This window comes from Pseudomonas sp. AC463, assembly GCF_979253585.1.
Genome location: NZ_CEEDDZ010000020.1, coordinates 1 through 22,554, shown reverse-complemented (window position 1 = coordinate 22,554; position 22,554 = coordinate 1). Strand labels below are relative to the sequence as shown.

Sequence of the window (22,554 nt, the reverse complement as noted above, 5' to 3'; positions counted from 1 at the left end):
GGGGTGGGGCAGTATCGCGCAAATGCCGGGTCGCCTCTAGCGGCGTGTTGCGGGGGGGTCAGGCATGCAGGGGCAGCGCCAGCCCAAACAACACAAAAAAACCGCCACACACCTTGTTGAAACGCCGCCCGGTCCTTGCCAGCCACGGCCTGACGCGATGCGCTGCGCTGGCCACCGCGTATTCAACGGCAAACTCCACCACGGCGTAGGTCAGCGCAATGGCGGCGGTCTGCGCGATCAGGTTTCTGTGCGGGTCGAGGAAGGGCGGTAGAAACGCGGTAAACAGCAACAACGCCTTGGGGTTTGAGAGAGCCGATACCAGCCCTTGACGAAACAGCGACCCTCCCCGAAAGCTCACAGTGCCCGTTGGCTCCAGGCTGATGGGAGGCGATCGCCATAGTCCCCATCCCAACCAGATAAGGTACAGCCCACCGCCAACCTTCAAGAGCGTGAACACCGTGGACGACGCCTGGATCAGTGCCCCCAGGCCCAATGCGCACAGTGACAACACCACGGCAAAACCCAGCACCCCGCCGGAGATCGTGAACAGCGTTTTGCGCCGCCCGTGCAAGGCGCCGTGGGTCAGCGCCAACAGTGCATTGGGCCCTGGCACCACCGCGATGCCGATGCAGGTGAACAGATAAAGCAACCAGGTTTCGAAGGGCATGTTCAGCTTCCGCGCGGGATCAGTCAGAGGAGGCATTTTGGCGGGCGCGCCGCTATCATTAAAAGCGCATAAATCACATCTTAGCCATTCGATTAACGAATAGAGGAAACCGCATGCCTGCCAGCGATTTGCAGATGGATTGGCTCAAATGCTTTGTGGCGGTGGTGGATGCGGGTTCGCTCTCGGGCGCTGCCCATGAGGTCAACCGCTCGCAGTCTGCAGTGAGCATGCAGATGAAAAAACTCGAGGCCGCGCTCGGGCGGCAATTGTTGAACCGTGGCCCGCGCCACCTGCAATTGACCGCCGATGGCCAGACGCTGCTCAGCTATGCGCGGCGCATGCTCGACCTGCACGCCGAGACCCAGGCGGCTTTTCACGGCGAAGAACTGACCGGCCGCATCCGCCTGGGTGTCGCCGAAGACTACGCGGCCAAGTACCTCACACCGCTGCTCAAGCGTTTTGCGCCGCGCTACGCCGGTGTGGACATAGAACTGACCTGTGAACAATCGACCACCCTGATTCCGCAATTGCGCGCTGGCGACCTGGACCTGGCGCTGGTATCCAGGGACTCGCCGCAAAGCGGTACGTTTCTGTTCAAGGAACCTATGGTGTGGGTGGGCTCACCGCAGTTCGAACTGTGGCGACGCGACCCGCTGCCCATTGCCGTGTATGAAAGTGCCAGCCTGGCTCGGCGCTATGCGGTGAACTCGCTGACCCATCAGGGCCGCCAATTCAAGGTGGTGTACAACAGCTCCAGCCTGGCCGGCCAGGTGGCGGCCGTGGAGGGCGGCCTGGCGATTGCGGCGATTACCCAGTGCACGGTGCAACCATCGTTGCAGGTGTTGGGCAGCGAGCACGGGCTGGGGCCCATTGATCCGATGGACGTTTCGATCCTGCGCAGCCGAGCCTCGCGCGGCGCCAAGGCGGTGGATAGCCTTCACGCGTTTATCATCCGCGCGTTGAGGCATCAGGCATAGGTGCGCCGCGGGCATCGGTGCACCCAGCGAGTGGGCGCAGAATTTATCGCCCACACACCGAACGTCTGCCCGCATCCCAGGGTCCGAGCATTACTGATAGGCTATTAATAGCCCAATGCCATCCCTCCAGGTGTCACCATGAAAACCCTGCGCACCGCCTTCCCGGCCGCCTTCCCGCGTGGCACCGCCAGCGAATCTGAAACCGCGCTGTCGGACATCGAGTTCCTGCACCGCATCAGCCTCGACCTGATCGCCGAGCAAGACCTGGAAGCGCTCTACGGCAAGATCGTCGACGCGGCCGTGGCCATCACCGGTTCGCAGTTTGGCACCATGCAGTTGCTGTGCCCCCAGGGGCACCCGTCGGGACATGGTGGTGAGTTGCAGTTGCTTTGCTCACGCGGCCTGCCGCCCGAGGCTGTAGGTTTCTGGCAATGGGTAAGCCCGTTGGCCTACAGCAGTTGCACCCAGGCGCTCAAGGTGGGCCAGCGCGCAATCATCCCCGACTTCGAGCAATGGCCCGACATCGCCGGCACCGAAGACCTGCTCGCGTTTCGTCGCACCGGCATCCGTTCGGCCCAGACCACCCCGTTGCTGTCCCGCGATGGCCGCTTACTGGGCATGATCTCCACCCACTGGAGCACGCCGCACCAGCCCTCCGAACGCGACCTGCGCCTGCTCGACATTCTTGCGCGCCAGGCCGCCGACCTGCTGGAACGCACCATCGCCGACGAGGCCCTGCGCGAAGCCCAGGCCCAACTGCGTGCGCTGAACGAAACCCTCGAACAACGTGTGGCCGAGCGCACCGCCATGCTCATGCAGGCCGAAGAAAAACTGCGCCAATCGCAGAAGATGGAAGCCGTGGGGCAACTCACCGGCGGCCTGGCCCATGACTTCAACAACCTGCTGGCCGGCATCTCCGGCGCGCTGGAACTGATGAGCCGGCGCCTCACCCAGGGCCGCCTCAGCGAAGTCGACAAATACATGATCGCCGCCCAAGGCTCGGCCAAGCGCGCTGCCGTGCTCACCCAGCGCCTGCTGGCGTTCTCGCGTCGGCAAACCCTGGAACCGCGCGCCACCAACGTCAACAGCCTGATGTACAGCATGGCCGAACTGATCCAGCGCACCGCCGGCCCCGCCATCCAGATCGAAACCCTCGGCGACCCCGACGCCTGGGCCACCTTCGTCGACGTCAGCCAACTGGAAAACGCACTGCTCAACCTGTGCATCAACGCCCGCGACGCCATGCCCGAAGGCGGGCGCATCACCCTGCAAACCAGCAACCGCTGGCTCGATCGCAACACCGCCCGCGCCCACGACCTCACCGAAGGCGCCTACCTGTGCCTGAGCGTCACCGACACCGGCACCGGCATGGCCCCCGACGTGATGGCCCACGCCTTCGAACCCTTCTACACCACCAAACCCATCGGCCAGGGCACCGGCCTGGGCCTGTCGATGATCTACGGCTTCGCCCAACAATCCGGCGGCCAGGTGCACCTGCACTCCACCGTCGGCGAAGGCACCCGCGTAACCCTCTACCTGCCACGCCACCACGGCGCGGCCGCCCTGGACGAGCTCGCCCAAGGCCAAGAGGCCATTGAAACCGCCCAACCCGGCGAAACCATCTTGCTGGTGGACGACGAATCCACCGTGCGCATGCTGCTCGCCGACGTGCTGGGAGAGCTGGGTTACACCGTGATCGAAGCGGCCGACAGTGCGGCGGGGCTGAAGCTGCTGCGCTCGGATGTGCACATTGACCTGCTGGTGACCGATGTGGGGTTGCCGGGCGGGATGAATGGGCGGCAGATGGCCGAGGCCGGGCGCGAACTGCGGCCGGGGTTGAAGACGTTGTTTATTACCGGGTATGCAGAGAATGCGGTGATGGGGTATGAGCAGCTGGAGGCGGGGATGGGGGTGTTGACCAAGCCGTTTGCGGTGGAGGTGTTGGGGGGTAGGGTTAGGGAGTTGTTGGGGGCAGGAGGGCGCTGAGTTGGGAAATATTTCTGGCCGGAAAGTTGCTGGGTGCTTCGTGCTGCTAATTTTTAAATTGGTCGCTTGATTTGGATTTGGTCTTTTCATTTGCCGGCTTTCTTTTCTTGATGATGGCAATGTAAGATTGTTTTCGAGGGGCTAGGTTTGGCTTCCTGTTCTGCTTTAGCAATTTTCAGGGTGTTTGCTTCATTATTTTAATAGTTCTGTAGCACTCGATTGATGTCTAGGGTGCAAAAAAGGGAAGCAAATGGATGTGACTTTCGCTTGGTGGAATGTAGGGTTGAAGCCGCCCGTCGCTTCGGCCAAAGAGCCTGTGTTGGCTTCAGCGCTTCGTCCTTGGTTTGGCTTTTGTCATCTAAACGAGCTAATGAATCTTGACCTTATTGCATTTGGGGAGGTTTCGAACTCTTTTATTCTTGCAGTAGGGAGATCATTTCTTAGAGCTGGCTTTGAAACTCTAAATGTTACATCCAGAGAGGGGCGTCTAATTTTCGATATTGCTATTTTTTATCGAAGTGACAAGCTGATGTTCGTTAGAAGTAAGAATATTGTGCATCCTCATTACTCTGGCAATCTGCGAGTGGCGGTGAGGGCTGAGTTTTTGATAGTTGATACTAGAGAGACTTTTTACTTTTATATATCTCACTGGCCTAGCCAAATGTCACGTCCTGAATTAGGCCGAGATGAATTGGGGAGCGCGTTACGAGCAGATGTTGATTCGATTTTCAAGGAAGATGGTTATAGTGCGAAAATAATACTCATGGGGGATTATAATAACGAGCCATTTGATAAGCCGATTTACGATAAGTTGATAGCTACTCGTGATCGACGTGTTGTTGTAGATAAGCCTTATATTATGTATAACCCATTCTGGCGTAGTCTAGGAGGACTGCAGCCATATAGCCGTGGTGGGAAGATGTCACCATGTCATGGTACCTACTACTATAAGTCGAGCTCTCACGTTACGAAGTGGTTCACCTTTGATCAGATTATTGTTTCTTCAGCTTTCATGGGGCATAGCTTGTGGCACCTAGATGAAGAGCGTACTAGTGTATTCAGTTATGACGAAGATAATTACTTAAGTGAGAGTTTCTTCTCGGGTTTTGATCATTTACCAATTTTTGGCAGGGTAACTAAATATTATGGCTGACTTCAAAAGTGCGCTTGCTGCAGGGCTAGGTATGGCTCAAAAGGTTGATCTTAATAAAAAAGAAATCAGGGAAAAAATTGAGTATATTTCGCAGCTATTGTTTGAAGGGACTGATGGGTGTGTTGGTTTGGTTCTTAACGAATATGGCGGGCACAGAGAGGCGTTAATAGGAAATTTTGTACAGGCTGTTTACGCGGTCTCCCAGAAAGACGCTCAGAGGGGAACAAAAATCGCTATCATAATTGAGGATGGTAGTAATGGTTATCCTGTGGTAGTTGAATCTGACGTGTCAAAATTTGTCTGTATGACAGCAGAGGAAATCGAACTTGCGTTCTCTGAATTGGTTCAACTTACCTCTGTGGCTAATGCTATATTTAGTCTTGCTAATTAGGTTTTAATATGTAATTTTTTTACTTTTGTGTCTGTGGGAGGAGAGAGGGTTTATTTCATTTTGGCGAGTGTTGGAGGCTTTTAGTTGTGTGGTTTTTTGGTTTAAGTTATGAGTTGTTATGGATAAGGTTATTTGTGTTTTGGTTAGGTTTTAAATTTGCTTTATGATTTTCAAACTGTGTTTTTAGGTGGTCTGCAATACGTGCTCAAGTCTTACTTTTAACGCTTGATTAATGCGTGCTCTTGATCTGCGCGTTGGCGGCTAATGTAAAGTATTTAAATTTGCTTTAGCTCTCACAGGACTGATAAGAACAGCCACGTCGGCGCGGCGTATTTGGTGTGCGGCGACGCGGCGATTAATTGGGCGAATGAGTTGAAAAGAGTAGTTATCGGTCGGGGCAAGGCGCCTCACGGTCGAGAAGTTTGGCGGTGAGCAGCACGCCCAACTCACTCAGTTGGTGGATCGCCAGAGCGATGTCGCGGTGTTTGCCACTCAGGTCTTCGGACAGGTCGAGCAGCAGGGTGCTTACGGACGTGAAGGTTTCGAAGCTGTTGGTGAGCAGGGTTTCGCTGCTGGCGTCGGGTACGACGGTGAACAGGGTGGTTGAATCAGTTTTAGCTTGAGACATAACGATATCCAGTTTTGGGCCGTCACCTTTTCGCTACTAAACAAAAAGGTGGCAGCTGTGCGCAGGTTAGTAGACCGGTGGATATCAAAGCCGGCGCACCCGAAGGTGCCCTACGCACAGCCGCCATCAAGCGCAGACGCAATGTCTGATTGATGAAGCTCGTGCACTCTTCAATACCCAACTCAGGCTACTAAACCCGATCCCCGAGAAGTCGGCGACCGAGCAACCTTAGAGACGGCCACCCCAGCACACAAGCCGGCGGATTCTGACGTAAGCGTAGGCAATGGAGCAAGGTGGTGTGGCTTTGGTGTTTGCCTGGGGGGATTTGGGGCTTATGGATGGGGCTGCTGCGCAGCCCAACGGGAGCAAGCTCCCTCGCCACAAGGCGGGGGGCAAGGTCTTGGCGGCCAGAAAACGGCCCTTTGATGTGGATATCGGTCTACCATGCCAGCCCCCGGCAGTGGTTTTACGCGCTACCGATCTCATTCTTTCAAGGTATCGCCCATGTCCATCGACCAAATCTCCCTGCCAAAAGGCGTCGGCCCTCACGCCACCAAGCTGCTGGATGCCATCACTGGCGCTTCCACCCACGAAGAACTCAACCGGGCCGGCGGTAAAGCCGAAGGTTTCGTGCTCGGGTTGGAAGCCAGCAAGGCGATCAAAAGCCAGATCGCCGAGTCGCTGTATGTGGCGTACGACGACGCGGCGAGCAATCGCGCGGGTGAGTTGAAGGGCTGATCTTCAGTAGATGCAGGACATTTCGCGCGCAGGTTGTCAGCTTGGGCGCCTTATATTTCAGGATGAAAAATTCATGTTCAAGGTTGTTGTTGCGTCGCTGTTGTTGATCTCGCCCTTCTGCGCGTCGGCGGCTTCATCGGTGGATTTGTCGAAGATCTACGGCAAGATCCAGTTCGTGGATAGCTACCCCGACTACAAGGTCAAGGTGGTAGGCCAGTTTCCCGACCTGAAAGTACAGAAAGTCGATGCCTGGCCTGACTCGGTTGGTAAATGGCAGACGGTCGATTCCTACCCGGACTACAAGATCCAGATTGTCGACTCCTATCCCGACTTCACCATTCAATACGTGGACAGCTACCCTGGGGTTAACTGAGGCTGATCACTAAGGGATCCCCATGGCATTGACCGTCGACCGCCTGCTCACCCTGGCCATGGCCAACCCCATCAACGCCGAAATCACCGCGCGCCTGCCCGACCTCGGGGTGGAGCAGTGCATGCTCACGGCGGGCTGTCTGTTCCAGGCGGTGTGGAATCACCAGTCGAACCTGCCTGCGGACCAGGGCGTAAAGGACTACGATGTTTTTTACTTCGACACCGACCTGTCCTACGAGGCGGAGGACGCGGTGATTCGCCGGGCTGAGCGGTTGTTCGAGGACCTGGGGGTTAATGTCGAAGTGAAGAACCAGGCGCGGGTGCACCTCTGGTATGGGCAGCGGTTTGGCCGGCCGTATCCGCAGCTGCACACGGCTAAACAAGGGGTGGACCGTTACCTAGTGGCGGGCACGTGCATCGGTTTGGAGATCGCCTCGGGCGAGGTGTATGCGCCGTATGGGTTGGCGGATGTGGAGCAGGGCATCTTGCGCATCAACCCCGTGCATGCGGAGCCGGAACTGTTTGCCAAGAAGGCCAGGAGTTATCAGGCGCGCTGGCCGTGGCTGAGGATTGTGGAACCTGGCTGAAGGTTTTTGCTGAACTTTTACCCGGGTGCGACACGTCCAAGTGGAAACGTTCAGCCAAGGACCGACCATGACCTTCTTTATCTTCCTGCTCGCCTGCGCCGCCGCTGCCAGCACCGGCATTATCTTCAAGCCTGGGGCCTGGTACGACTCCCTCGTAAAACCGAGCTTTACCCCGCCCAATTGGTTGTTCCCGGTGGCGTGGACCCTCATTTACCTGCTGCTGGCCTGGGCCGGCTACCGCTTGAGTTTGATCCCCGGCAGCGAAGTGGTGTTGGCGCTGTGGGCGGCGCAGATCGCCTTGAACACGCTGTGGACGCCGGTGTTTTTCGGCGCGCATCGCATCCTCGCGGGGATGGTGATTCTGGCGCTGCTGTGGCTGACCGTGGCGGCAATGGTAGTGCTGGCGGTGCGCCTGGACCTGATCACTGGCTTGATCCTGTTCCCGTACCTGGCGTGGCTGTGTGTGGCGGCGGCGCTGAATTTCTCGATTCTGCGAAATAATCGCTGATGGCTTACACATTATGGCCAGTCAGTGAGCCCGAGCTGGCGCAGATGCGTCGCTTCAACCAGAAGCTTGCGTGGATGCCGCGCTTTAAAATCCGCAATCGCGTTACGCCGCGTCTGATTCAGGCGTTGTTGCGCGTCAGCCAAACCCTCAAGAAGGCGCCGGATGCCGAACGCCGGGTTGTAGGCAACGTGCCGGTGCGCATCCTGCGGCCCGGCGGCAAGCCCAAGGGCGTGGTGTTGGATATCCACGGCGGCGGCTGGGTGATCGGCAATGCGCAGATGGATGACGACCTCAACCTGGGCATGGTCAACGCCTGCGACGTGGCCGTGGTGTCGGTGGATTATCGGCTGGCGGTGAACACACCGGTGCAAGGGCTGCTGGACGACTGCCTGGCGGCGGCGCGCTGGTTGCTCAGTGAGGAGGAGTTTGCGGGCTTGCCGGTGATTGTCGTGGGCGAGTCGGCCGGCGGGCATCTGGCGGCGGCGACTTTGCTGGCGCTCAAGCAATGGCCAGAATTGCTCAAACGCGTGAGCGGCACAGTGTTGTACTACGGCGTTTACGATTTGACCGGCACGCCGAGCGTGCGCACGGCCGGGCCGGACACCTTGTTGCTGGATGGGCCGGGGATGGTCGAGGCGTTGCGCATGCTCACGCCGGGGTTGAGTGATGACGAACGCCGGCAGCCGCCGCTGTCGCCATTGTATGGCGACTTTATCGGCATGCCGCCAGCGCTGATGTTTGTAGGGGAGTTGGACCCGCTCAAGGACGACACGTTGTTGATTGCTGAAAGGTGGCCTGAGGCAGAGGTTCATCTGCTGCCCGAATCGGCCCATGGGTTTATTCATTTTCCGGTGGCGATGGCCAGCGACGTGTTGGTCTACAGCCGAGGATGGATAACCCAGCGCGTCAACGCGGCAGTACTCAAACTGCAACCGGCCGAGTAACCTCTCGCCTCCCTCCAAGCAAAGGACTGCACGTGAAGCGTCTTCAATGCACCATCGGGCTCTCAGCCCTGTTTCTGCTGACCGCCTGCGGCCAGGCCACCGAACAGAAACTCACCTTCGACGTGCCCTACGGCCAGTACCAGACTGTGCTGCGCCAGAACGTGGGCGGCAAAGGCCAGTTGACCTGCAAGGTGGTGACCGACAATCAGGACCGTGGCGAAAAATGGGTGCCGTCGGTGATCCTCGCGGCCGCCGAAGACGCGGCCGAGGATGACACGCTGTTCCTGTCCAGCTACTCGCCGCCCGGCACCGACCAGCGCCTGTTCAACCTGCGCACCTTCAACAAGGCCAAGCCGATCATCGACACCCAGTTCAAGCAAGCGCCGGATTATAACGGCGTGTATATCCTGCGCCTGAGCTGGCAGGCGGATGGGAGCATCGGTTATCAGGTGGCCAGTGGGGATATCTGGGATGAGAAAAAGATTGTGCAGAAACCCGGCTTCAGCGTGCGCCATGTGAGCGTGCATGCGTCGGGGATGAAGGGCAGTGCTACGTGCGAGTTGCGTGAGTGAGCGCGTTGACGCTGCGGCCTGCCACCGTGACCGACCTGCCGGCGATCTACCGGGGTGAGCTGGGTTATATCCAGCAATGGGAGCCGGCTCACGAAGCGGCATGGCAGCGTCAGTTGGAGCGGCACCTTACACGGTGGGTCGACAACTTCGAGCGCCTGAGCGTGGCGATGCTGGGCGCGCAGTTCGCCGGTTATTCGCTGTGGATGCCAGAGGACAGTTTCGCCGAGCTGTGTACCATTAATGTCGGCGAAGCTTACCGGCGCAACGGGATCGGTCGCGCGCTGCTGGATGCGTTTACGGTGTCGGCGGGGCAGGCGGGGTTCAGGCATTTGAGTTTGAGCGTGCGCCCGGATAACCCGGCGCGGCTTATGTACGAGGCGGCTGGCTTTGCCCAGGTCGGGACTGGCGCCAATGGTTACTTTCGCTATGAGCGTAAAAGCGCATGATTGATATCCAGCCGGTCACGGCCGCTGACATCCCGGATGTACTTACCTTTGTCCTTGAAGCCCGCGCGCAGTTATTCCCCAAGCTGAGTGCCGCCGGTATGCCTGCGGATCTGGCGGACTTCGAAGCTGTTTACCTGCAAGGCGACGGGCAGTTTCTGCTAGCGCACGAGGGTGATCGGATCGTTGCGGCCATCGGCTATCTGCCCTACGACGGGCGTTTTTCCCAGTTGGATTACTCGGGCCGCAAGACGGTGGAAGTGGTGCGGTTATTTGTGCTGCCGGCGTTTCGTCGTTTTGGGTTGGCGGGTAGGTTGTATCTTGCGCTGGAAGCGCTGGCGCGGGCGGATGGGGTAGAGGTGGTGTACCTGCATACCCACCCGTTTTTGCCGGGGGCGATTGATTTCTGGGTGCGGCAGGGTTTTGAGATTGTCGATATCGAAGCCGACCCGGTGTGGCAGACCACCCACATGCACAAGCCGATTTAGATCCGAAGGTGGGAGGGGGCTTGCCCTCTCCCACATTTGAATTTTGGTGGGTCAGTTGGAGCGCAAGCGCAGGATTTGCGCGCCGTCGAACGGGTCCGTCAGGTAGTGCGCCTGCACGCCGAACGTGTCCTGCAGCCGCTGCGGTGTCAACACTTCCAATGGCTTGCCCAACGCCACCAACCGCCCACGATCCAGCACGGCCAGGCGGTCGCAGGTCAGGGCCTGGTTAAGGTCGTGCAGGGCAATCAAGGTGGTCACCGGCAGGGCTTGCACACCTTTTAATATCGCCAGTTGATGCTGGATATCCAGGTGATTGGTCGGCTCGTCCAGCAACAGAATCTGCGGCCGTTGCGCCAGCGCGCGGGCGATGTGTACACGTTGGCGTTCGCCGCCGGAAAGGCTGCGCCAGGCCCGTGCGCTCAGGTGAGTGGCGTCTACGTCGTGCAGGGCCTGGCGCACGATGGCGTCGTCTTCGCCGGACCATGGGCTCAGCGCCGACAGCCATGGCGTGCGGCCCAGCGCCACGGCGTCGAACACGCGGATGGCGTCGTCGGTGTCGGCTTGTTGCTCCACCACGGCCAACTGTTGCGCGATGGCGCGGCGTGACAGCGTGCCCAAACGCTTCCCCCCAAGCCGCACTTCACCCGATGCCGGCGCACGCAGGCCGGCGAGCAGCTTGAGCAAGGTGGATTTACCGGAGCCGTTCGGCCCGACAATCCCCAGGGTTTCCCCCAACTGAACCTCAAGGTGAATATCGCAAAGCAACTCGGCCTCACGCACCTTGAAGCCCAGGCCGGCGCAACTGAGTACGCTCATCGGGCATTCCTCCGGCCGATCAGAATCAAGGCAAACACCGGCGCGCCGACCAGGGCAGTGACCACCCCCACCGGAATCACCTGGCCCTTGATCAGCGTGCGCGACAGCACATCCGCCGCAATCAGGAACAACGCACCGCCCAACGCGCTGGCCGGCAGCAGGCGTGAGTGCCCGGTGCCGAGCAGCAGGCGCACGGCGTGGGGGATCACCAGGCCGACAAAGCCGATGGAGCCGACAATCGACACCATCACCGCCGTGACCAGCGCCGCGCAGCCCACCAGCACAAACTGCACGCGGCGCACCGGGATGCCCAGCGACGCCGCCGAGTCGCTGCCGAAGGTGAACGCGTCGAGCGCCCGCCGGTGCCACAGGCACACCGCCAAGCCCACCACCGCCACCGGCACCGCCAGCCACACCGAGGGCCAGCGCACGCCGCTGAGGTTGCCGAGCAGCCAGAACATGATGCCGCGTGCCTGTTCGGAACTGGCCGATTTGGTGATCAGGAATGCGGTGAGTGCATTGAACAGCTGCGAGCCGGCGATGCCCGCGAGGATGATCTGGCCGGTGCCGCTCACGGAACCGCTGGCCCGCGCGAGCAGGATCACCAGGGCAAACGCCGCCATGGCGCCGACAAACGCGCCCGCCGACAACGAGATCAAACCGCCACCCACGCCCATCAGCGCCACCAACACCGCGCCGGTCGAGGCGCCGGCGCTGATGCCCAGCAGGTAGGGGTCGGCCAACGGGTTGCGCAGCAACGACTGCAAAATTACTCCGCACGTCGCCAAGCCAGCGCCACACGCGGCGGCGACCAGGGCGCGGGTCAGGCGGTAATTCCACACTACGCCTTCGTCGATGGGGTCGAGCACGTAGCCGGCGCCCCACAGTTTGTTGGCGAGCACCTGCACCACCACCTGCGGCGAGATCGACGTTTCGCCGATGGCCACGCCGGCAAGCACGGCGGTGAGCAGCAGGGCCAGGGCAAGAAGAGGGCGCATCATTTCGGCAGGTCGTAGCCGTCGATGGCCGTGGCCAGTTGTTCAAGGCCGTCGAACATGCGGATGCTGGCCTGCAGCGCCAGGGCGTCGAGGATGATGATGCGGTTGTTTTTCACCGCGTCCATGTTGCGGGTCACCGGGTCGCTGCGCAGGAAGGCGAGTTTCTTTTCATGGTCGTCGGCGGGGTAGCGGCGGCGGTCCATGCGCGCGATCACCAAAAAGGTCGGGTTGGCTTTGGCGATGGTTTCCCAGCCCACGGCGGGCCACTCTTCGTCGGACTGCACCACGTTGGTCAGGCCGAGGGTTTGCAGCATGAATTCGGGAATACCTTTGTGGCCGGCCACGTACGGGTCGCTGGCCATCTCGGAACTGGAGAACCACACCAGCGCACTCGCCTGCTTGAGGCCTTTGCTTTGCACGGTGGCGACGGACTTGGCCAGGCGTGCCTTGAGTTCGTCGTTCAGCTGTTGGCCACGGTCCTGCACGTCGAAAATCTGCGCCAGTTGGCTGATGCTTTTATAAATGGTCTCGATGCGGAACGGTTCCAGCCGCGTGCCGTCGGCGCCCACCAGGTTGTCCTTACCTTCGCAGTCGGAGGGCAGCAGGTAGGTGGGAATTTTCAACTCGTGGAATTGCTCGCGCGTGCCCACCACGCCCTGCGGGCCGACCACCCATTCCAGCTCGGCGGCCACCAGTTGCGGGCGCTTGGCGATCACGGCTTCGAAGCTCGGCTCGTTATTGGCCAGGCGTTCGATGCCGTCATTCAGGGCCTTGTATTGCGGCAAGACGTTGTTGAACCACAGCGAGGTGCCGACCACTTTGTCGCCCACGCCCAAGGCGTAAAGCATCTCGGTGGCGGCCTGGCCGATGGTCACGCTGCGCGCAGGGGCTTGCTGGAAGGTTACGTTACTGCCGCAGTTTTCCACGGTCAGCGGGTAATGAGTCGGTGCCGCGTGGGCCAGGGCACAGAAACCCAGGCCGGTGAGCAGGGCGGTAACGCGTGGCAGCATGGGGCAATCTCCGTAAAGCCGTAGGTGAAGCAGGGGCGGTACGGCTTGGAAACACACCTATGAGCGCTGCCAACCGGGCAGGGTAAAGGCGTCCTTCCCGGACACCCCGCCGGTTGGTTATCGTGCTGGGCCGGCAGGTCTCCTGACTGATGCGTCGTCGCCACGCTCCGGCCTTCCCGGGCAAGGCCCAGTGGCGTTATGGAGCAGGCTCAGCACCTACAGTTGCGGGGGCAGTTTCGATTGGCGCCGCGTGCGGCGTTTCGAATTCCCTATTAGTCCCGTTTGGGAACCGGCGCGGTATGGTAGTCGATCACGGGGTTGAACGGGAGGGGCGTGACGACAGTGGTAGCCCTGGCGGGGTGGGTCTCCTATGATGCACGCCCCATGGACAGCTTTCTCACAAGGAATACATAGTGAAATCTTTAGTCACCCTCGCCTTTATCGCCCTGCTAGCCGGTTGCGCTACCCACGGTAAATCTGAAAAGCAGATCCTGGACGAGGCCTCCACTGCGTACGTCGCGTCACTTCCACCTGGGCCGGCCAAACTGCGTTTGCGCGCAACGAAAATCCCCAGCCATGGCTTTATCGCCGACAACCTTGCGATTGCTGTGGGAGGGGGCGCGAATGCCACGCTTCTTCGGGAGGAGCTGCAGGATGCGAAAAAACTGGGTGACAACTTCTTCTTGATTATGGGCTCCAGTACCGGCGTTGACGTGGCGGTTATCGGCAACGCCGTCGAAGGGCTGGATTTGAAGGGGATGCAGATTTACTACTCGGGCACGCAGGCGCAAAAAGACAAAGTGCAGGCGGCGGTTGAGAAGACCCAGGCGCAGTTCAACTACATCAGCGCCCAATAACTTCCAGAAACACCGAGATTCAAATGTGGGAGGGGGCTTGCCCCCTCCCACATAAGCTCATTCCAGGCTAGTTGCTGGGGTTACTTACGATCCAGCCACACCGTCTGCGCATTGCAGAATTCCCGCACGCCGAAGTGCGACAGCTCACGCCCAAACCCACTCCTTTTCACCCCGCCAAACGCCACCCGAGGGTCGGACACGCTGAACGCGTTGACGAAGATCCCGCCGGTTTCCAGCTGGTTGGCGATGTCCCGTGCCTTGGCCGCGTCGGTGGTGAAGATGCTCGCGGTGAGGCCGAACTCGCTGTCGTTCGCCAGGGCCACGGCGTGGTCGGCGTCGCGGGCGGTGATGATCGAGGCCACGGGGCCGAACAGTTCCTGTTTGAACGAGGTCATCTGGTCGGTGACGTTGGCCAACACGGTCGGCGCGTAGTAGTTGCCGGCGCCTTCGACTTTATTGCCGCCCAGCAGCAGGGTCGCGCCTTCCTCCAGGGTGGCCTGGACCTGGCCGTGCAGCTCGTCACGCAGGTCGAAACGCGCCATCGGGCCGACGTAGGTGCTGGTCGACGTCGGGTCGCCCATCACCAGGGCGCGGCTGGCGTCCAGGAATTTGGCGGTAAATGCTTCCACCACACCTGCTTCGATGATCAGGCGCTTGGCGGCGGCGCAGACTTGGCCGCTGTTCTGGAAGCGACCGATCACGGCGGCCTGCACGGCGGCGTCGAGGTCGGCGTCGTTGAGCACGATAAACGGGTCGGAGCCGCCCAGTTCCAGCACGCATTTTTTCAGCGCGGCACCGGCCTGGGAGCCGATGGCGATGCCGGCGCGCACGCTGCCGGTGAGGGTCACGGCGGCGATGCGTGGGTCGGCGATGGCTTTGGACACACCGTCCTGGGTCACGTTGATCACTTCGAACAGGCCGTCAGCGAAACCGGCTTTGTGGAACGCGGCTTTCATCAGGTAGGCGCTGCCCATCACGTTCGGCGCGTGTTTGAGCACGTAAGTGTTGCCGGCGAGCATCGTCGGCACGGCGCCGCGCAGCACTTGCCACACCGGGAAGTTCCACGGCATTACGGCGAGGATCGGGCCCAGCGGGCGGTATTCGATCTGCGCGCTGCCGTTGTCCACCAGGGTCGGTTCCGGGGCGAGCATGGCCGGGCCTTGGGCGGCGTACCACTCGGCGAGCAGTGCGCATTTTTCGATTTCGGCGCGGGCCTGGGCGATGGGTTTGCCCATTTCCAGGGTGATCATCTGCGCCATCTCTTCGGCTTGCTCACGCAGGGCGGCGGCCAGGGCCAGCAGCAGTTCGGCGCGCTGGCTCACCGGCTGGCGGCGCCAGCTGCGGAACGCACCCGTGGCGCGGTCGAGGGCGGCGTCGAGTTGCGCCGTGGTTTCATAGGGGTAGCTGGCGACCGTTTCGCCCGTGGCGGGGTTGATCGACAAGGCGTGGGTCTGGTGAGAAATAGCGTTCATGGCACCGTCCGGCTGAATGAGTGGATTGGGTTCAGCCTACGGGCTTGGATGTTTTCTGGAAACTGAATAATATTAAGCAATACATTCACGATTGGAGAATGATTTGGATCTGGTCCAGCTGGAAATCTTCAAGGCCGTTGCCGAGCAAGGCAGCATCAGCGCCGCCGCACAACTGATTCATCGGGTACCGTCGAACCTGACCACGCGCATCAAGCAGCTGGAGCAGGACCTGGGCGTGGAGCTGTTTATCCGCGAGAAAAGTCGCCTGCGCCTGTCGCCGGCCGGGTGGAATTTCCTCGGCTATGCGCGGCGCATTCTCGACCTGGTGCAAGAGGCTCGCGCGACGGTGGCGGGGGAGGAGCCCCAGGGCGCGTTTGCCCTCGGCTCGCTGGAGAGCACGGCGGCGGTGCGCATTCCAGGGTTGCTGGCGGCGTATAACCAGAAGCACGCCAAGGTCGAATTGGACCTGAGCACCGGGCCCTCGGGCACCATGATCGAAGGCGTACTGTCGGGGCGCCTGACGGCTGCGTTTGTCGATGGGCCGGTGTTGCACTCGACCCTGGAAGGCGTGGCAGTGTTTGAAGAGGAAATGGTGGTAATCGCGCCGCTGCACCACGCGCCGATCAACCGCGGGCAGGATGTGAATGGCGAGAACATCTATACGTTTCGCTCGAACTGCTCGTATCGCCACCACTTCGAGCGCTGGTTCACCCAGGATGGCGCGATGCCGGGCAAGATCTTCGAGATCGAGAGTTACCACGGAATGCTCGCTTGCGTCAGCGCCGGTGCCGGCCTGGCGCTGATGCCGCGCAGCATGCTGGAAAACATGCCGGGGTTTGCGGCGGTGAGTGTGTGGCCTTTGAGCGATACGTTTCGCATCCTCAATACCTGGCTGATCTGGCGCCGGGGCACGGTGTCGCAGAGTTTGAACAGTTTTGTGAAATTGTTGGAAGAGAAGGGGTTGGCGCTGGGTTAGCCGCCAAATTGCAGGGTACCCATGGCCAGCTTGGCCATCAGTGCCGTTGCACCCAACTGCACCAGCCACAGGGCCAAACCGCCGAGGAATACACCGAGCGCGACTTGCAGCACCAAACTTTTCTGGCGTTTGGCGGGCGGTGTGCGCGGGGTGTAGTCATGCAGTTCGTCGCGGTCGGCGCGCAGGTCCAGGTCGTCGTTTCTCATAGGGCTCTCACAGCAAAGGGGCAGTCGAGGTTCAGTTTAGGCGCGAAGTGCTGCGGCGAGCGAGTTTGTTGTGGCGAGCCACAGGTTCAGCGGTCGCCCATAAAAAAGGGGGAAGCCATTTGGCTTCCCCCTTCGTGCAGCGTGTTAAGGCTTACAGCACCTGAACAATCGCCTTCGTCACCGCGCCAATGTTCGCCTGGTTCAGCGCCGCGACACAGATACGCCCGGTATCCAGCGCGTAGATGCCAAACTCGCTGCGCAAACGGGTGACTTGTTCAACGGTCAGGCCGGAGTAGGAGAACATCCCACGCTGGCGGCCGACAAAGCTGAAGTCCTTGCCCGGTGCAGCCTTGGCCAGCTCGGCGACCATCTGCTCGCGCATGCCACGGATGCGCAGGCGCATTTCGGCGAGTTCCGCTTCCCACTGGGCGCGCAGCTCAGGGTTGTTCAGTACCGCAGCCACGATCGCCGCGCCATGAGTCGGCGGGTTGGAGTAGTTGGTGCGGATCACGCGCTTGACCTGGGACAGGATGCGCGCGCTTTCTTCCTTGGATTCGCTGACGATCGACAGCGCGCCTACACGTTCGCCGTACAGCGAGAACGACTTGGAGAACGAGCTGGACACAAAGAAGGTCAGGCCCGATTCGGCGAACAGGCGCACGGCGGCGGCGTCTTCATGGATGCCGTCGCCAAAGCCCTGGTAGGCCATGTCGAGGAACGGCACTAGGTTCCTGGCCTTGACCACGTCCAGCACGTTCTGCCAGTCGGCCGGGCTCAGGTCGACGCCGGTCGGGTTGTGGCAGCAGGCGTGCAGCACCACGATGGACTGCGGCGGCAGGGCGTTGAGGTCTTCAAGCAGGCCGGCGCGGTTCACGTCGTGGGTGGCGGCGTCGTAGTAGCGGTAGTTCTGCACCGGGAAACCGGCAGTTTCAAACAGCGCGCGGTGGTTTTCCCAGCTCGGGTCGCTGATGGCGACGACGGCGTCAGGCAGCAGTTGCTTGAGGAAGTCGGCGCCGATCTTGAGTGCGCCAGTGCCGCCGACCGCTTGGGCGGTGATCACGCGGCCAGCGCTCAGCAGTGGCGACTCAGCGCCGAACAGCAGCTTTTGCACAGCCTGGTCGTAGGCGACGATGCCGTCGATCGGCAGGTAGCCACGGGCGGCGTGTTGCGCCACGCGAATGGCTTCCGCTTCGGCAACGGCACGCAAGAGTGGAATCTTCCCCTCCTCGTTGCAGTAAACGCCCACGCCAAGGTTGACCTTGGTGGTTCGTGTATCGGCGTTGAATGCTTCGTTGAGGCCCAGGATTGGATCGCGTGGTGCCATTTCGACAGCGGAGAACAGGCTCATTTTTGCGGCAGCTCTATGGGGGAATGGAGGGACGTGTCGCGCTCCAGCCGAATGCACTAGAGCGGTGCACAAACGGGGAGCTAGTATAGAGGCCCTCACCGCTGAGGGCGACAACCGAAACGGCTTTTCAGCCAAGTTTTTCGGTTTATTTGCTGACCGTTAGTCTTATTGCAACCTTGATTCTGGACGGCATGTCAGACGATTGCCTTGAAACCCGTCACATTCGCCACCACTTCTACAGCTATCATGGTTTTTTCCTGCAACCTGCGATGAATTTTCGCGGGTTGCTGAGCTATTTTCGTCCTAGGCGGCTGTAGGCTTGGGGTGACTGAAAGAGGTACGTTATGTCGGATTTCCAGCTCGTCACCCGCTTCGAACCCGCCGGCGATCAACCCGAAGCCATTCGCCTGCTGGTCGAGGGCATCGACGCCGGCCTGGCGCATCAGACGCTGCTCGGGGTGACCGGTTCGGGCAAGACCTTCAGCATCGCCAACGTGATCGCGCAGACCAACCGCCCGACGCTGGTGCTGGCGCCGAACAAAACCCTGGCCGCGCAGCTGTATGGCGAGTTCAAGGCGTTCTTCCCGAACAACGCGGTGGAGTACTTCGTTTCCTACTACGACTACTACCAGCCCGAAGCCTATGTGCCGTCCTCCGATACTTTTATCGAGAAGGATGCGTCGATCAACGACCACATTGAGCAGATGCGCCTGTCGGCGACCAAGGCGCTGCTGGAGCGCAAGGACGCGATCATTGTCACCACGGTGTCGTGCATCTACGGCCTGGGTAGCCCGGAAACCTATTTGAAGATGGTGCTGCACGTCGACCGTGGCGACAAACTCGACCAGCGCGAACTGCTGCGCCGCCTGACCAGCCTGCAATACACCCGCAACGACATGGATTTTGCCCGCGCCACCTTCCGCGTGCGCGGCGATGTGATCGACATCTACCCGGCCGAATCCGACCTGGAAGCGATCCGCATCGAGCTGTTTGACGATGAAGTCGAGAGCCTGTCGGCCTTCGATCCGTTGACTGGCGAGGTGATCCGCAAGCTGCCGCGCTTTACCTTCTACCCGAAAAGCCACTACGTGACCCCGCGCGAAACCTTGATGGGCGCCATCGAGGGGATCAAAACTGAATTGGCCGAGCGCCTGGACTACCTGCGCGCCAACAACAAGCTGGTGGAAGCCCAGCGCCTGGAGCAGCGCACGCGTTTTGACCTGGAGATGATTCTTGAGCTGGGATACTGCAACGGCATCGAAAACTACTCGCGCTATCTGTCGGGCCGTGACTCCGGGCAGGCGCCACCGACGTTGTTTGATTATTTGCCGGACGATGCGCTGCTGGTGATCGACGAATCCCACGTCAGCGTGCCGCAGGTCGGCGCGATGTACAAAGGTGACCGCTCGCGTAAAGAGACCTTGGTGGAATACGGTTTCCGCCTGCCGTCGGCGCTGGATAACCGGCCGATGCGCTTCGACGAGTTCGAAGGGATCAGCCCGCAGACGATTTTTGTCTCGGCCACCCCGGGTAACTATGAAGCCGAACATGCGGGGCGTGTGGTTGAGCAGTTGGTACGCCCGACCGGCCTGGTGGACCCGCAAATCGAAATCCGCCCGGCGCTGACCCAGGTGGACGACTTGCTCTCGGAAATCACCAAGCGTGTGGCCCTGGAAGAGCGGGTGCTGGTCACCACGCTGACCAAGCGCATGTCCGAAGACTTGACCGATTACCTGGCCGACCACGGCGTGCGCGTGCGCTATCTTCACTCGGACATCGACACCGTGGAGCGCGTGGAGATTATCCGCGACCTGCGCCTGGGCACCTTTGACGTGTTGGTGGGCATCAACCTGCTGCGCGAAGGCCTGGACATGCCGGAGGTGTCTCTGGTGGCGATTCTCGATGCGGACAAGGAGGGCTTCCTGCGCTCCGAGCGCTCGCTGATCCAGACCATCGGCCGCGCGGCGCGTAACCTCAATGGCCGCGCGATTCTCTACGCCGACCGCATCACCGGCTCCATGGAGCGCGCGATCGGCGAGACCGAACGCCGTCGCGACAAGCAGATTGCCTTTAACCTGGCCAACGGCATTACGCCCAAGGGCGTGTTCAAGGACGTCGCCGACATCATGGAAGGCGCCACCGTGCCCGGCTCGCGCAGCAAGAAGCGCAAGGGCATGGCCAAGGCCGCGGAGGAAAGCGCCAAGTACGAGAACGAATTGCGCTCGCCGAGTGAGATCAACAAGCGGATTCGCCAGTTGGAGGAGAAGATGTACCAGTTGGCGCGCGATCTGGAGTTTGAGGCCGCGGCACAGACGCGGGATGAGATTGGCAAGTTGCGCGAGCGGTTGCTGGCTGTTTGATTTGTAGTGGCTGTGCCGGCCTCATCGGGGGCAAGTCCAATCGTCGCACCGCCCCTCCCACATTTGACCGTGTTCACAAATCGAGGTGGGAGGGGCTTGCCCCCGATAGCCGCGCCTCGGTTTTCCAGAAATCCCCCAGGCTGTTACCATTCGCCCCTTGCTTCAATTTTCAGTTTTATCGCCCATTCGAGACCAGCCATGACCACCGTCCGCACGCGCATTGCGCCATCGCCTACTGGGGATCCCCACGTCGGCACTGCCTACATCGCCTTGTTCAACTACTGCTTTGCCAAGCAGCACGGCGGTGAATTCATCCTGCGGATCGAAGACACCGACCAGGTGCGTTCCACCCGTGAGTCGGAACAGCAGATTTTCGATGCGCTGCGCTGGTTGGGCATCACCTGGTCGGAAGGCCCGGACGTTGGCGGCCCGCACGGCCCGTATCGCCAGAGCGAGCGCAGCGACATCTACAAGCAGTACACCCAGCAACTGGTCGACATGGGGCACGCGTTCCCGTGCTTCTGCACCGCCGAAGAACTCGACCAGATGCGCGCCGAGCAACAGGCACGTGGCGAAACTCCGCGCTATGACGGTCGCGCGCTGCTGCTGTCGAAGGAAGAGGTGGCCCAGCGCCTGGCTGCCGGCGAACCGCACGTGATTCGCATGAAAGTGCCGAGCGAAGGCGTGTGCGTGGTGCCGGACATGCTGCGCGGCGACGTCGAGATCCCGTGGGACCGCATGGACATGCAAGTGCTGATGAAGACCGACGGCCTGCCGACGTACTTCCTGGCCAACGTGGTCGACGACCACCTGATGGGCATCACCCACGTGCTGCGCGGCGAAGAATGGCTGCCGTCGGCGCCCAAGCTGATCCTGCTGTACGAATACTTCGGCTGGGAACAGCCGCAGTTGTGCTACATGCCGCTGCTGCGTAACCCGGACAAGAGCAAGCTGTCCAAGCGCAAGAACCCGACCTCGGTGACCTTCTACGAGCGCATGGGCTTCATGCCCGAAGCGATGCTCAACTACCTGGGCCGCATGGGCTGGTCGATGCCGGACGAGCGCGAGAAGTTCTCGCTGCAGGAAATGGTCGATAACTTCGACTTGTCCCGCGTGTCCCTCGGCGGGCCGATTTTCGATATCGAGAAGCTGTCGTGGCTCAATGGCCAGTGGCTGCGTGACCTGCCGGTGGCAGAGTTCGCCAGCCGCGTGCAGCAGTGGGCGTTGAACCCCGAGTACATGATGAAGATCGCGCCGCTGGTGCAGGGCAGGGTGGAGACGTTCAGCCAGGTCGCACCGTTGGCCAGCTTCTTTTTTGCCGGCGGCGTGAACCCGGACGCCAAGCTGTTTGAGTCCAAGAAGCTCTCCGGCGACCAGGTGCGCCAGTTGATGCAGTTGATTCTGTGGAAGCTCGAAAGCCTGCGCCAGTGGGAGAAGGATGCGATTACCGCGACGATCCAGGCGGTGGTCGAGTCCCTTGAGCTGAAACTGCGCGATGCCATGCCGCTGATGTTTGCCGCGATCACCGGGCAGGCCAGTTCGGTGTCGGTGCTGGATGCGATGGAAATTCTCGGGCCTGACCTCACGCGTTTCCGTCTGCGCCAAGCCCTTGATTTGCTTGGTGGTGTGTCGAAGAAAGAAAACAAAGAGTGGGAAAAGCTGCTGGGCGCGATCGCTTAGGCAGGCTGTTGCAGCGACGAAACCCCGGTTTTCCGGGGTTTCGTCGGTAAGTGATTGTTATCCCGGCAAAAAATTTTGGAAATTGTTGAAAATAAATTTGACACACTTCCAAAGCGCCATTAAGATTCGCCCCGTCCTCACCGATGAGGGGCTATAGCTCAGCTGGGAGAGCGCTTGCATGGCATGCAAGAGGTCAACGGTTCGATCCCGTTTAGCTCCACCAATTTACAGGTTCAAGGTCTGGCCACACCGTCCTTGAATTGATCAGAACTCAGCTCTGATCGGTTGTACAGAAGGTTTTGTCCCCTTCGTCTAGTGGCCTAGGACACCGCCCTTTCACGGCGGTAACAGGGGTTCGAGTCCCCTAGGGGACGCCA

The 22,554-nt window shown here is 60.4% G+C and carries 24 protein-coding genes, 2 tRNA genes and 1 riboswitch; of the genes, 18 read left to right on the top strand and 8 right to left on the bottom strand.

From position 1 onward, the window contains the following. Positions 1–58: 58 nt before the first annotated feature. Entirely contained in the window at positions 59–667 is a 609-nt protein-coding gene (locus AC0IYH_RS22860) for a LysE family translocator (protein ID WP_471836335.1), read from the bottom strand. 113 nt (positions 668–780) lie between these two features. Here AC0IYH_RS22860 and AC0IYH_RS22855 point away from each other — a divergent pair, with 113 nt between their 5' ends. The 4 genes from AC0IYH_RS22855 to AC0IYH_RS22840 all read left to right on the top strand — a co-directional run bounded on the left by AC0IYH_RS22855 (position 781) and on the right by AC0IYH_RS22840 (position 5,174). Further along, positions 781–1,644: a LysR family transcriptional regulator gene (locus tag AC0IYH_RS22855; RefSeq protein WP_471836334.1), complete on the top strand. Its 864-nt coding sequence runs from the start codon at positions 781–783 to the stop codon at positions 1,642–1,644. A 138-nt stretch (positions 1,645–1,782) separates the two neighbouring features. Continuing rightward, positions 1,783–3,630 (top strand): ATP-binding protein, encoded by a 1,848-nt coding sequence (locus tag AC0IYH_RS22850; RefSeq protein WP_471836332.1) that lies wholly within the window; start codon positions 1,783–1,785, stop codon positions 3,628–3,630. 250 nt (positions 3,631–3,880) lie between these two features. Beyond that, complete coding sequence (locus tag AC0IYH_RS22845) at positions 3,881–4,783, top strand: endonuclease/exonuclease/phosphatase family protein (RefSeq protein ID WP_471836331.1); 903 nt, start codon at positions 3,881–3,883, stop codon at positions 4,781–4,783. Beyond that, positions 4,776–5,174, top strand: a complete 399-nt coding sequence (locus AC0IYH_RS22840) for a hypothetical protein (protein WP_471836329.1) — start codon at positions 4,776–4,778, stop codon at positions 5,172–5,174. Before AC0IYH_RS22845 ends, AC0IYH_RS22840 begins: the two co-directional genes overlap by 8 nt. 385 nt (positions 5,175–5,559) lie before the next feature. On the opposite strand, the gene AC0IYH_RS22835 is transcribed toward AC0IYH_RS22840, so the two are convergent. Next, the gene (locus AC0IYH_RS22835) at positions 5,560–5,802 is read right to left on the bottom strand and encodes a DUF6124 family protein (RefSeq protein WP_471836328.1); all 243 of its coding nucleotides are present in this window, start codon (positions 5,800–5,802) and stop codon (positions 5,560–5,562) included. A 504-nt stretch (positions 5,803–6,306) separates the two neighbouring features. Here AC0IYH_RS22835 and AC0IYH_RS22830 point away from each other — a divergent pair. The 8 genes from AC0IYH_RS22830 to AC0IYH_RS22795 all read left to right on the top strand — a co-directional run bounded on the left by AC0IYH_RS22830 (position 6,307) and on the right by AC0IYH_RS22795 (position 10,454). Continuing rightward, positions 6,307–6,540 carry a hypothetical protein gene (locus AC0IYH_RS22830; protein WP_078738169.1) on the top strand — a complete coding sequence of 78 codons (234 nt, stop codon included), beginning with the start codon at positions 6,307–6,309 and terminating at the stop codon, positions 6,538–6,540. A 73-nt stretch (positions 6,541–6,613) separates the two neighbouring features. Continuing rightward, positions 6,614–6,913, top strand: a complete 300-nt coding sequence (locus AC0IYH_RS22825) for a 7(1) septoil knot domain-containing protein (protein WP_471836326.1) — start codon at positions 6,614–6,616, stop codon at positions 6,911–6,913. Between the two features lie 22 nt (positions 6,914–6,935). Further along, on the top strand, positions 6,936–7,499 hold the full coding sequence (locus AC0IYH_RS22820) for a nucleotidyltransferase family protein (protein ID WP_471836324.1): 564 nt from the start codon (positions 6,936–6,938) through the stop codon (positions 7,497–7,499). Between the two features lie 67 nt (positions 7,500–7,566). After that, positions 7,567–8,007 carry a tryptophan-rich sensory protein TspO gene (tspO, locus tag AC0IYH_RS22815; RefSeq protein WP_471836322.1) on the top strand — a complete coding sequence of 147 codons (441 nt, stop codon included), beginning with the start codon at positions 7,567–7,569 and terminating at the stop codon, positions 8,005–8,007. Then, positions 8,007–8,951, top strand: coding sequence for an alpha/beta hydrolase (locus AC0IYH_RS22810; protein WP_471836320.1), 945 nt, complete (start codon positions 8,007–8,009; stop codon positions 8,949–8,951). Before tspO ends, AC0IYH_RS22810 begins: the two co-directional genes overlap by 1 nt. A gap of 32 nt (positions 8,952–8,983) precedes the next feature. Then, positions 8,984–9,523 carry a hypothetical protein gene (locus AC0IYH_RS22805; protein ID WP_471836318.1) on the top strand — a complete coding sequence of 180 codons (540 nt, stop codon included), beginning with the start codon at positions 8,984–8,986 and terminating at the stop codon, positions 9,521–9,523. Next, the gene (locus AC0IYH_RS22800) at positions 9,520–9,969 is read left to right on the top strand and encodes a GNAT family N-acetyltransferase (RefSeq protein ID WP_122773387.1); all 450 of its coding nucleotides are present in this window, start codon (positions 9,520–9,522) and stop codon (positions 9,967–9,969) included. The genes AC0IYH_RS22805 and AC0IYH_RS22800 overlap by 4 nt, the downstream gene beginning before the upstream one ends. Then, a complete protein-coding gene (locus AC0IYH_RS22795) occupies positions 9,966–10,454 on the top strand; it encodes a GNAT family N-acetyltransferase (RefSeq protein WP_471836317.1) in 489 nt (162 codons plus the stop codon). Before AC0IYH_RS22800 ends, AC0IYH_RS22795 begins: the two co-directional genes overlap by 4 nt. Before the next feature lie 51 nt (positions 10,455–10,505). On the opposite strand, the gene AC0IYH_RS22790 is transcribed toward AC0IYH_RS22795, so the two are convergent. From AC0IYH_RS22790 to AC0IYH_RS22780, 3 genes are read right to left on the bottom strand one after another with little or no spacing between them, the layout of a single operon-like run. After that, entirely contained in the window at positions 10,506–11,270 is a 765-nt protein-coding gene (locus AC0IYH_RS22790) for an ABC transporter ATP-binding protein (protein ID WP_471836316.1), read from the bottom strand. After that, entirely contained in the window at positions 11,267–12,271 is a 1,005-nt protein-coding gene (locus tag AC0IYH_RS22785; RefSeq protein ID WP_471836315.1) for a FecCD family ABC transporter permease, read from the bottom strand. The genes AC0IYH_RS22790 and AC0IYH_RS22785 overlap by 4 nt, the downstream gene beginning before the upstream one ends. Beyond that, positions 12,268–13,278 carry an ABC transporter substrate-binding protein gene (locus AC0IYH_RS22780; protein ID WP_471836313.1) on the bottom strand — a complete coding sequence of 337 codons (1,011 nt, stop codon included), beginning with the start codon at positions 13,276–13,278 and terminating at the stop codon, positions 12,268–12,270. Before AC0IYH_RS22780 ends, AC0IYH_RS22785 begins: the two co-directional genes overlap by 4 nt. A 115-nt stretch (positions 13,279–13,393) precedes the next feature. Then, positions 13,394–13,587: riboswitch (cobalamin riboswitch) on the bottom strand. Positions 13,588–13,691: 104 nt separating this feature from the next. Here AC0IYH_RS22780 and AC0IYH_RS22775 point away from each other — a divergent pair. Further along, positions 13,692–14,135 carry a hypothetical protein gene (locus tag AC0IYH_RS22775; RefSeq protein ID WP_116626391.1) on the top strand — a complete coding sequence of 148 codons (444 nt, stop codon included), beginning with the start codon at positions 13,692–13,694 and terminating at the stop codon, positions 14,133–14,135. Between the two features lie 80 nt (positions 14,136–14,215). Here the strand turns inward: AC0IYH_RS22775 and AC0IYH_RS22770 are convergent, their stop codons facing one another. After that, positions 14,216–15,607 carry an aldehyde dehydrogenase family protein gene (locus tag AC0IYH_RS22770; protein WP_471836311.1) on the bottom strand — a complete coding sequence of 464 codons (1,392 nt, stop codon included), beginning with the start codon at positions 15,605–15,607 and terminating at the stop codon, positions 14,216–14,218. Between the two features lie 103 nt (positions 15,608–15,710). On the opposite strand from AC0IYH_RS22770, the gene ptrR reads away from it, so the two are divergent. After that, positions 15,711–16,583, top strand: coding sequence for a putrescine utilization regulator PtrR (gene ptrR / locus AC0IYH_RS22765; RefSeq protein ID WP_116626393.1), 873 nt, complete (start codon positions 15,711–15,713; stop codon positions 16,581–16,583). Here ptrR and AC0IYH_RS22760 read toward each other — a convergent pair. Together AC0IYH_RS22760 and AC0IYH_RS22755 are read right to left on the bottom strand one after the other, a co-directional pair. Then, complete coding sequence (locus AC0IYH_RS22760) at positions 16,580–16,789, bottom strand: hypothetical protein (protein WP_116626394.1); 210 nt, start codon at positions 16,787–16,789, stop codon at positions 16,580–16,582. The two genes, ptrR and AC0IYH_RS22760, sit on opposite strands and share 4 nt — an antisense overlap. Before the next feature lie 151 nt (positions 16,790–16,940). Beyond that, on the bottom strand, positions 16,941–18,137 hold the full coding sequence (locus AC0IYH_RS22755) for an amino acid aminotransferase (RefSeq protein WP_116626395.1): 1,197 nt from the start codon (positions 18,135–18,137) through the stop codon (positions 16,941–16,943). 344 nt (positions 18,138–18,481) lie between these two features. Here AC0IYH_RS22755 and uvrB point away from each other — a divergent pair, with 344 nt between their 5' ends. From uvrB to AC0IYH_RS22735, 4 genes are all read left to right on the top strand, one after another. Further along, entirely contained in the window at positions 18,482–20,497 is a 2,016-nt protein-coding gene (uvrB, locus tag AC0IYH_RS22750; protein WP_116626396.1) for an excinuclease ABC subunit UvrB, read from the top strand. Positions 20,498–20,695: 198 nt separating this feature from the next. Beyond that, on the top strand, positions 20,696–22,177 hold the full coding sequence (gene gltX / locus AC0IYH_RS22745) for a glutamate--tRNA ligase (RefSeq protein WP_471836309.1): 1,482 nt from the start codon (positions 20,696–20,698) through the stop codon (positions 22,175–22,177). Positions 22,178–22,324: 147 nt separating this feature from the next. Beyond that, positions 22,325–22,400: transfer RNA gene (locus AC0IYH_RS22740), tRNA-Ala, on the top strand. Between the two features lie 78 nt (positions 22,401–22,478). Then, a tRNA-Glu gene (locus AC0IYH_RS22735) sits at positions 22,479–22,554 on the top strand.

Excerpts from the sequence above, each read along its gene's own strand:
- AC0IYH_RS22860 (WP_471836335.1), bottom strand. The coding sequence starts at position 667 with ATGCCCTTCGAAACCTGGTTGCTTTATCTGTTCACCTGCATCGGCATC.
- AC0IYH_RS22855 (WP_471836334.1), top strand. The coding sequence starts at position 781 with ATGCCTGCCAGCGATTTGCAGATGGATTGGCTCAAATGCTTTGTGGCG.
- AC0IYH_RS22850 (WP_471836332.1), top strand. The coding sequence starts at position 1,783 with ATGAAAACCCTGCGCACCGCCTTCCCGGCCGCCTTCCCGCGTGGCACC.
- AC0IYH_RS22845 (WP_471836331.1), top strand. The coding sequence starts at position 3,881 with ATGGATGTGACTTTCGCTTGGTGGAATGTAGGGTTGAAGCCGCCCGTC.
- AC0IYH_RS22840 (WP_471836329.1), top strand. The coding sequence starts at position 4,776 with ATGGCTGACTTCAAAAGTGCGCTTGCTGCAGGGCTAGGTATGGCTCAA.
- AC0IYH_RS22835 (WP_471836328.1), bottom strand. The coding sequence starts at position 5,802 with ATGTCTCAAGCTAAAACTGATTCAACCACCCTGTTCACCGTCGTACCC.
- AC0IYH_RS22830 (WP_078738169.1), top strand. The coding sequence starts at position 6,307 with ATGTCCATCGACCAAATCTCCCTGCCAAAAGGCGTCGGCCCTCACGCC.
- AC0IYH_RS22825 (WP_471836326.1), top strand. The coding sequence starts at position 6,614 with ATGTTCAAGGTTGTTGTTGCGTCGCTGTTGTTGATCTCGCCCTTCTGC.
- AC0IYH_RS22820 (WP_471836324.1), top strand. The coding sequence starts at position 6,936 with ATGGCATTGACCGTCGACCGCCTGCTCACCCTGGCCATGGCCAACCCC.
- tspO (WP_471836322.1), top strand. The coding sequence starts at position 7,567 with ATGACCTTCTTTATCTTCCTGCTCGCCTGCGCCGCCGCTGCCAGCACC.
- AC0IYH_RS22810 (WP_471836320.1), top strand. The coding sequence starts at position 8,007 with ATGGCTTACACATTATGGCCAGTCAGTGAGCCCGAGCTGGCGCAGATG.
- AC0IYH_RS22795 (WP_471836317.1), top strand. The coding sequence starts at position 9,966 with ATGATTGATATCCAGCCGGTCACGGCCGCTGACATCCCGGATGTACTT.
- AC0IYH_RS22790 (WP_471836316.1), bottom strand. The coding sequence starts at position 11,270 with ATGAGCGTACTCAGTTGCGCCGGCCTGGGCTTCAAGGTGCGTGAGGCC.
- AC0IYH_RS22785 (WP_471836315.1), bottom strand. The coding sequence starts at position 12,271 with ATGATGCGCCCTCTTCTTGCCCTGGCCCTGCTGCTCACCGCCGTGCTT.
- AC0IYH_RS22780 (WP_471836313.1), bottom strand. The coding sequence starts at position 13,278 with ATGCTGCCACGCGTTACCGCCCTGCTCACCGGCCTGGGTTTCTGTGCC.
- AC0IYH_RS22770 (WP_471836311.1), bottom strand. The coding sequence starts at position 15,607 with ATGAACGCTATTTCTCACCAGACCCACGCCTTGTCGATCAACCCCGCC.
- AC0IYH_RS22760 (WP_116626394.1), bottom strand. The coding sequence starts at position 16,789 with ATGAGAAACGACGACCTGGACCTGCGCGCCGACCGCGACGAACTGCAT.
- AC0IYH_RS22755 (WP_116626395.1), bottom strand. The coding sequence starts at position 18,137 with ATGAGCCTGTTCTCCGCTGTCGAAATGGCACCACGCGATCCAATCCTG.
- uvrB (WP_116626396.1), top strand. The coding sequence starts at position 18,482 with ATGTCGGATTTCCAGCTCGTCACCCGCTTCGAACCCGCCGGCGATCAA.
- gltX (WP_471836309.1), top strand. The coding sequence starts at position 20,696 with ATGACCACCGTCCGCACGCGCATTGCGCCATCGCCTACTGGGGATCCC.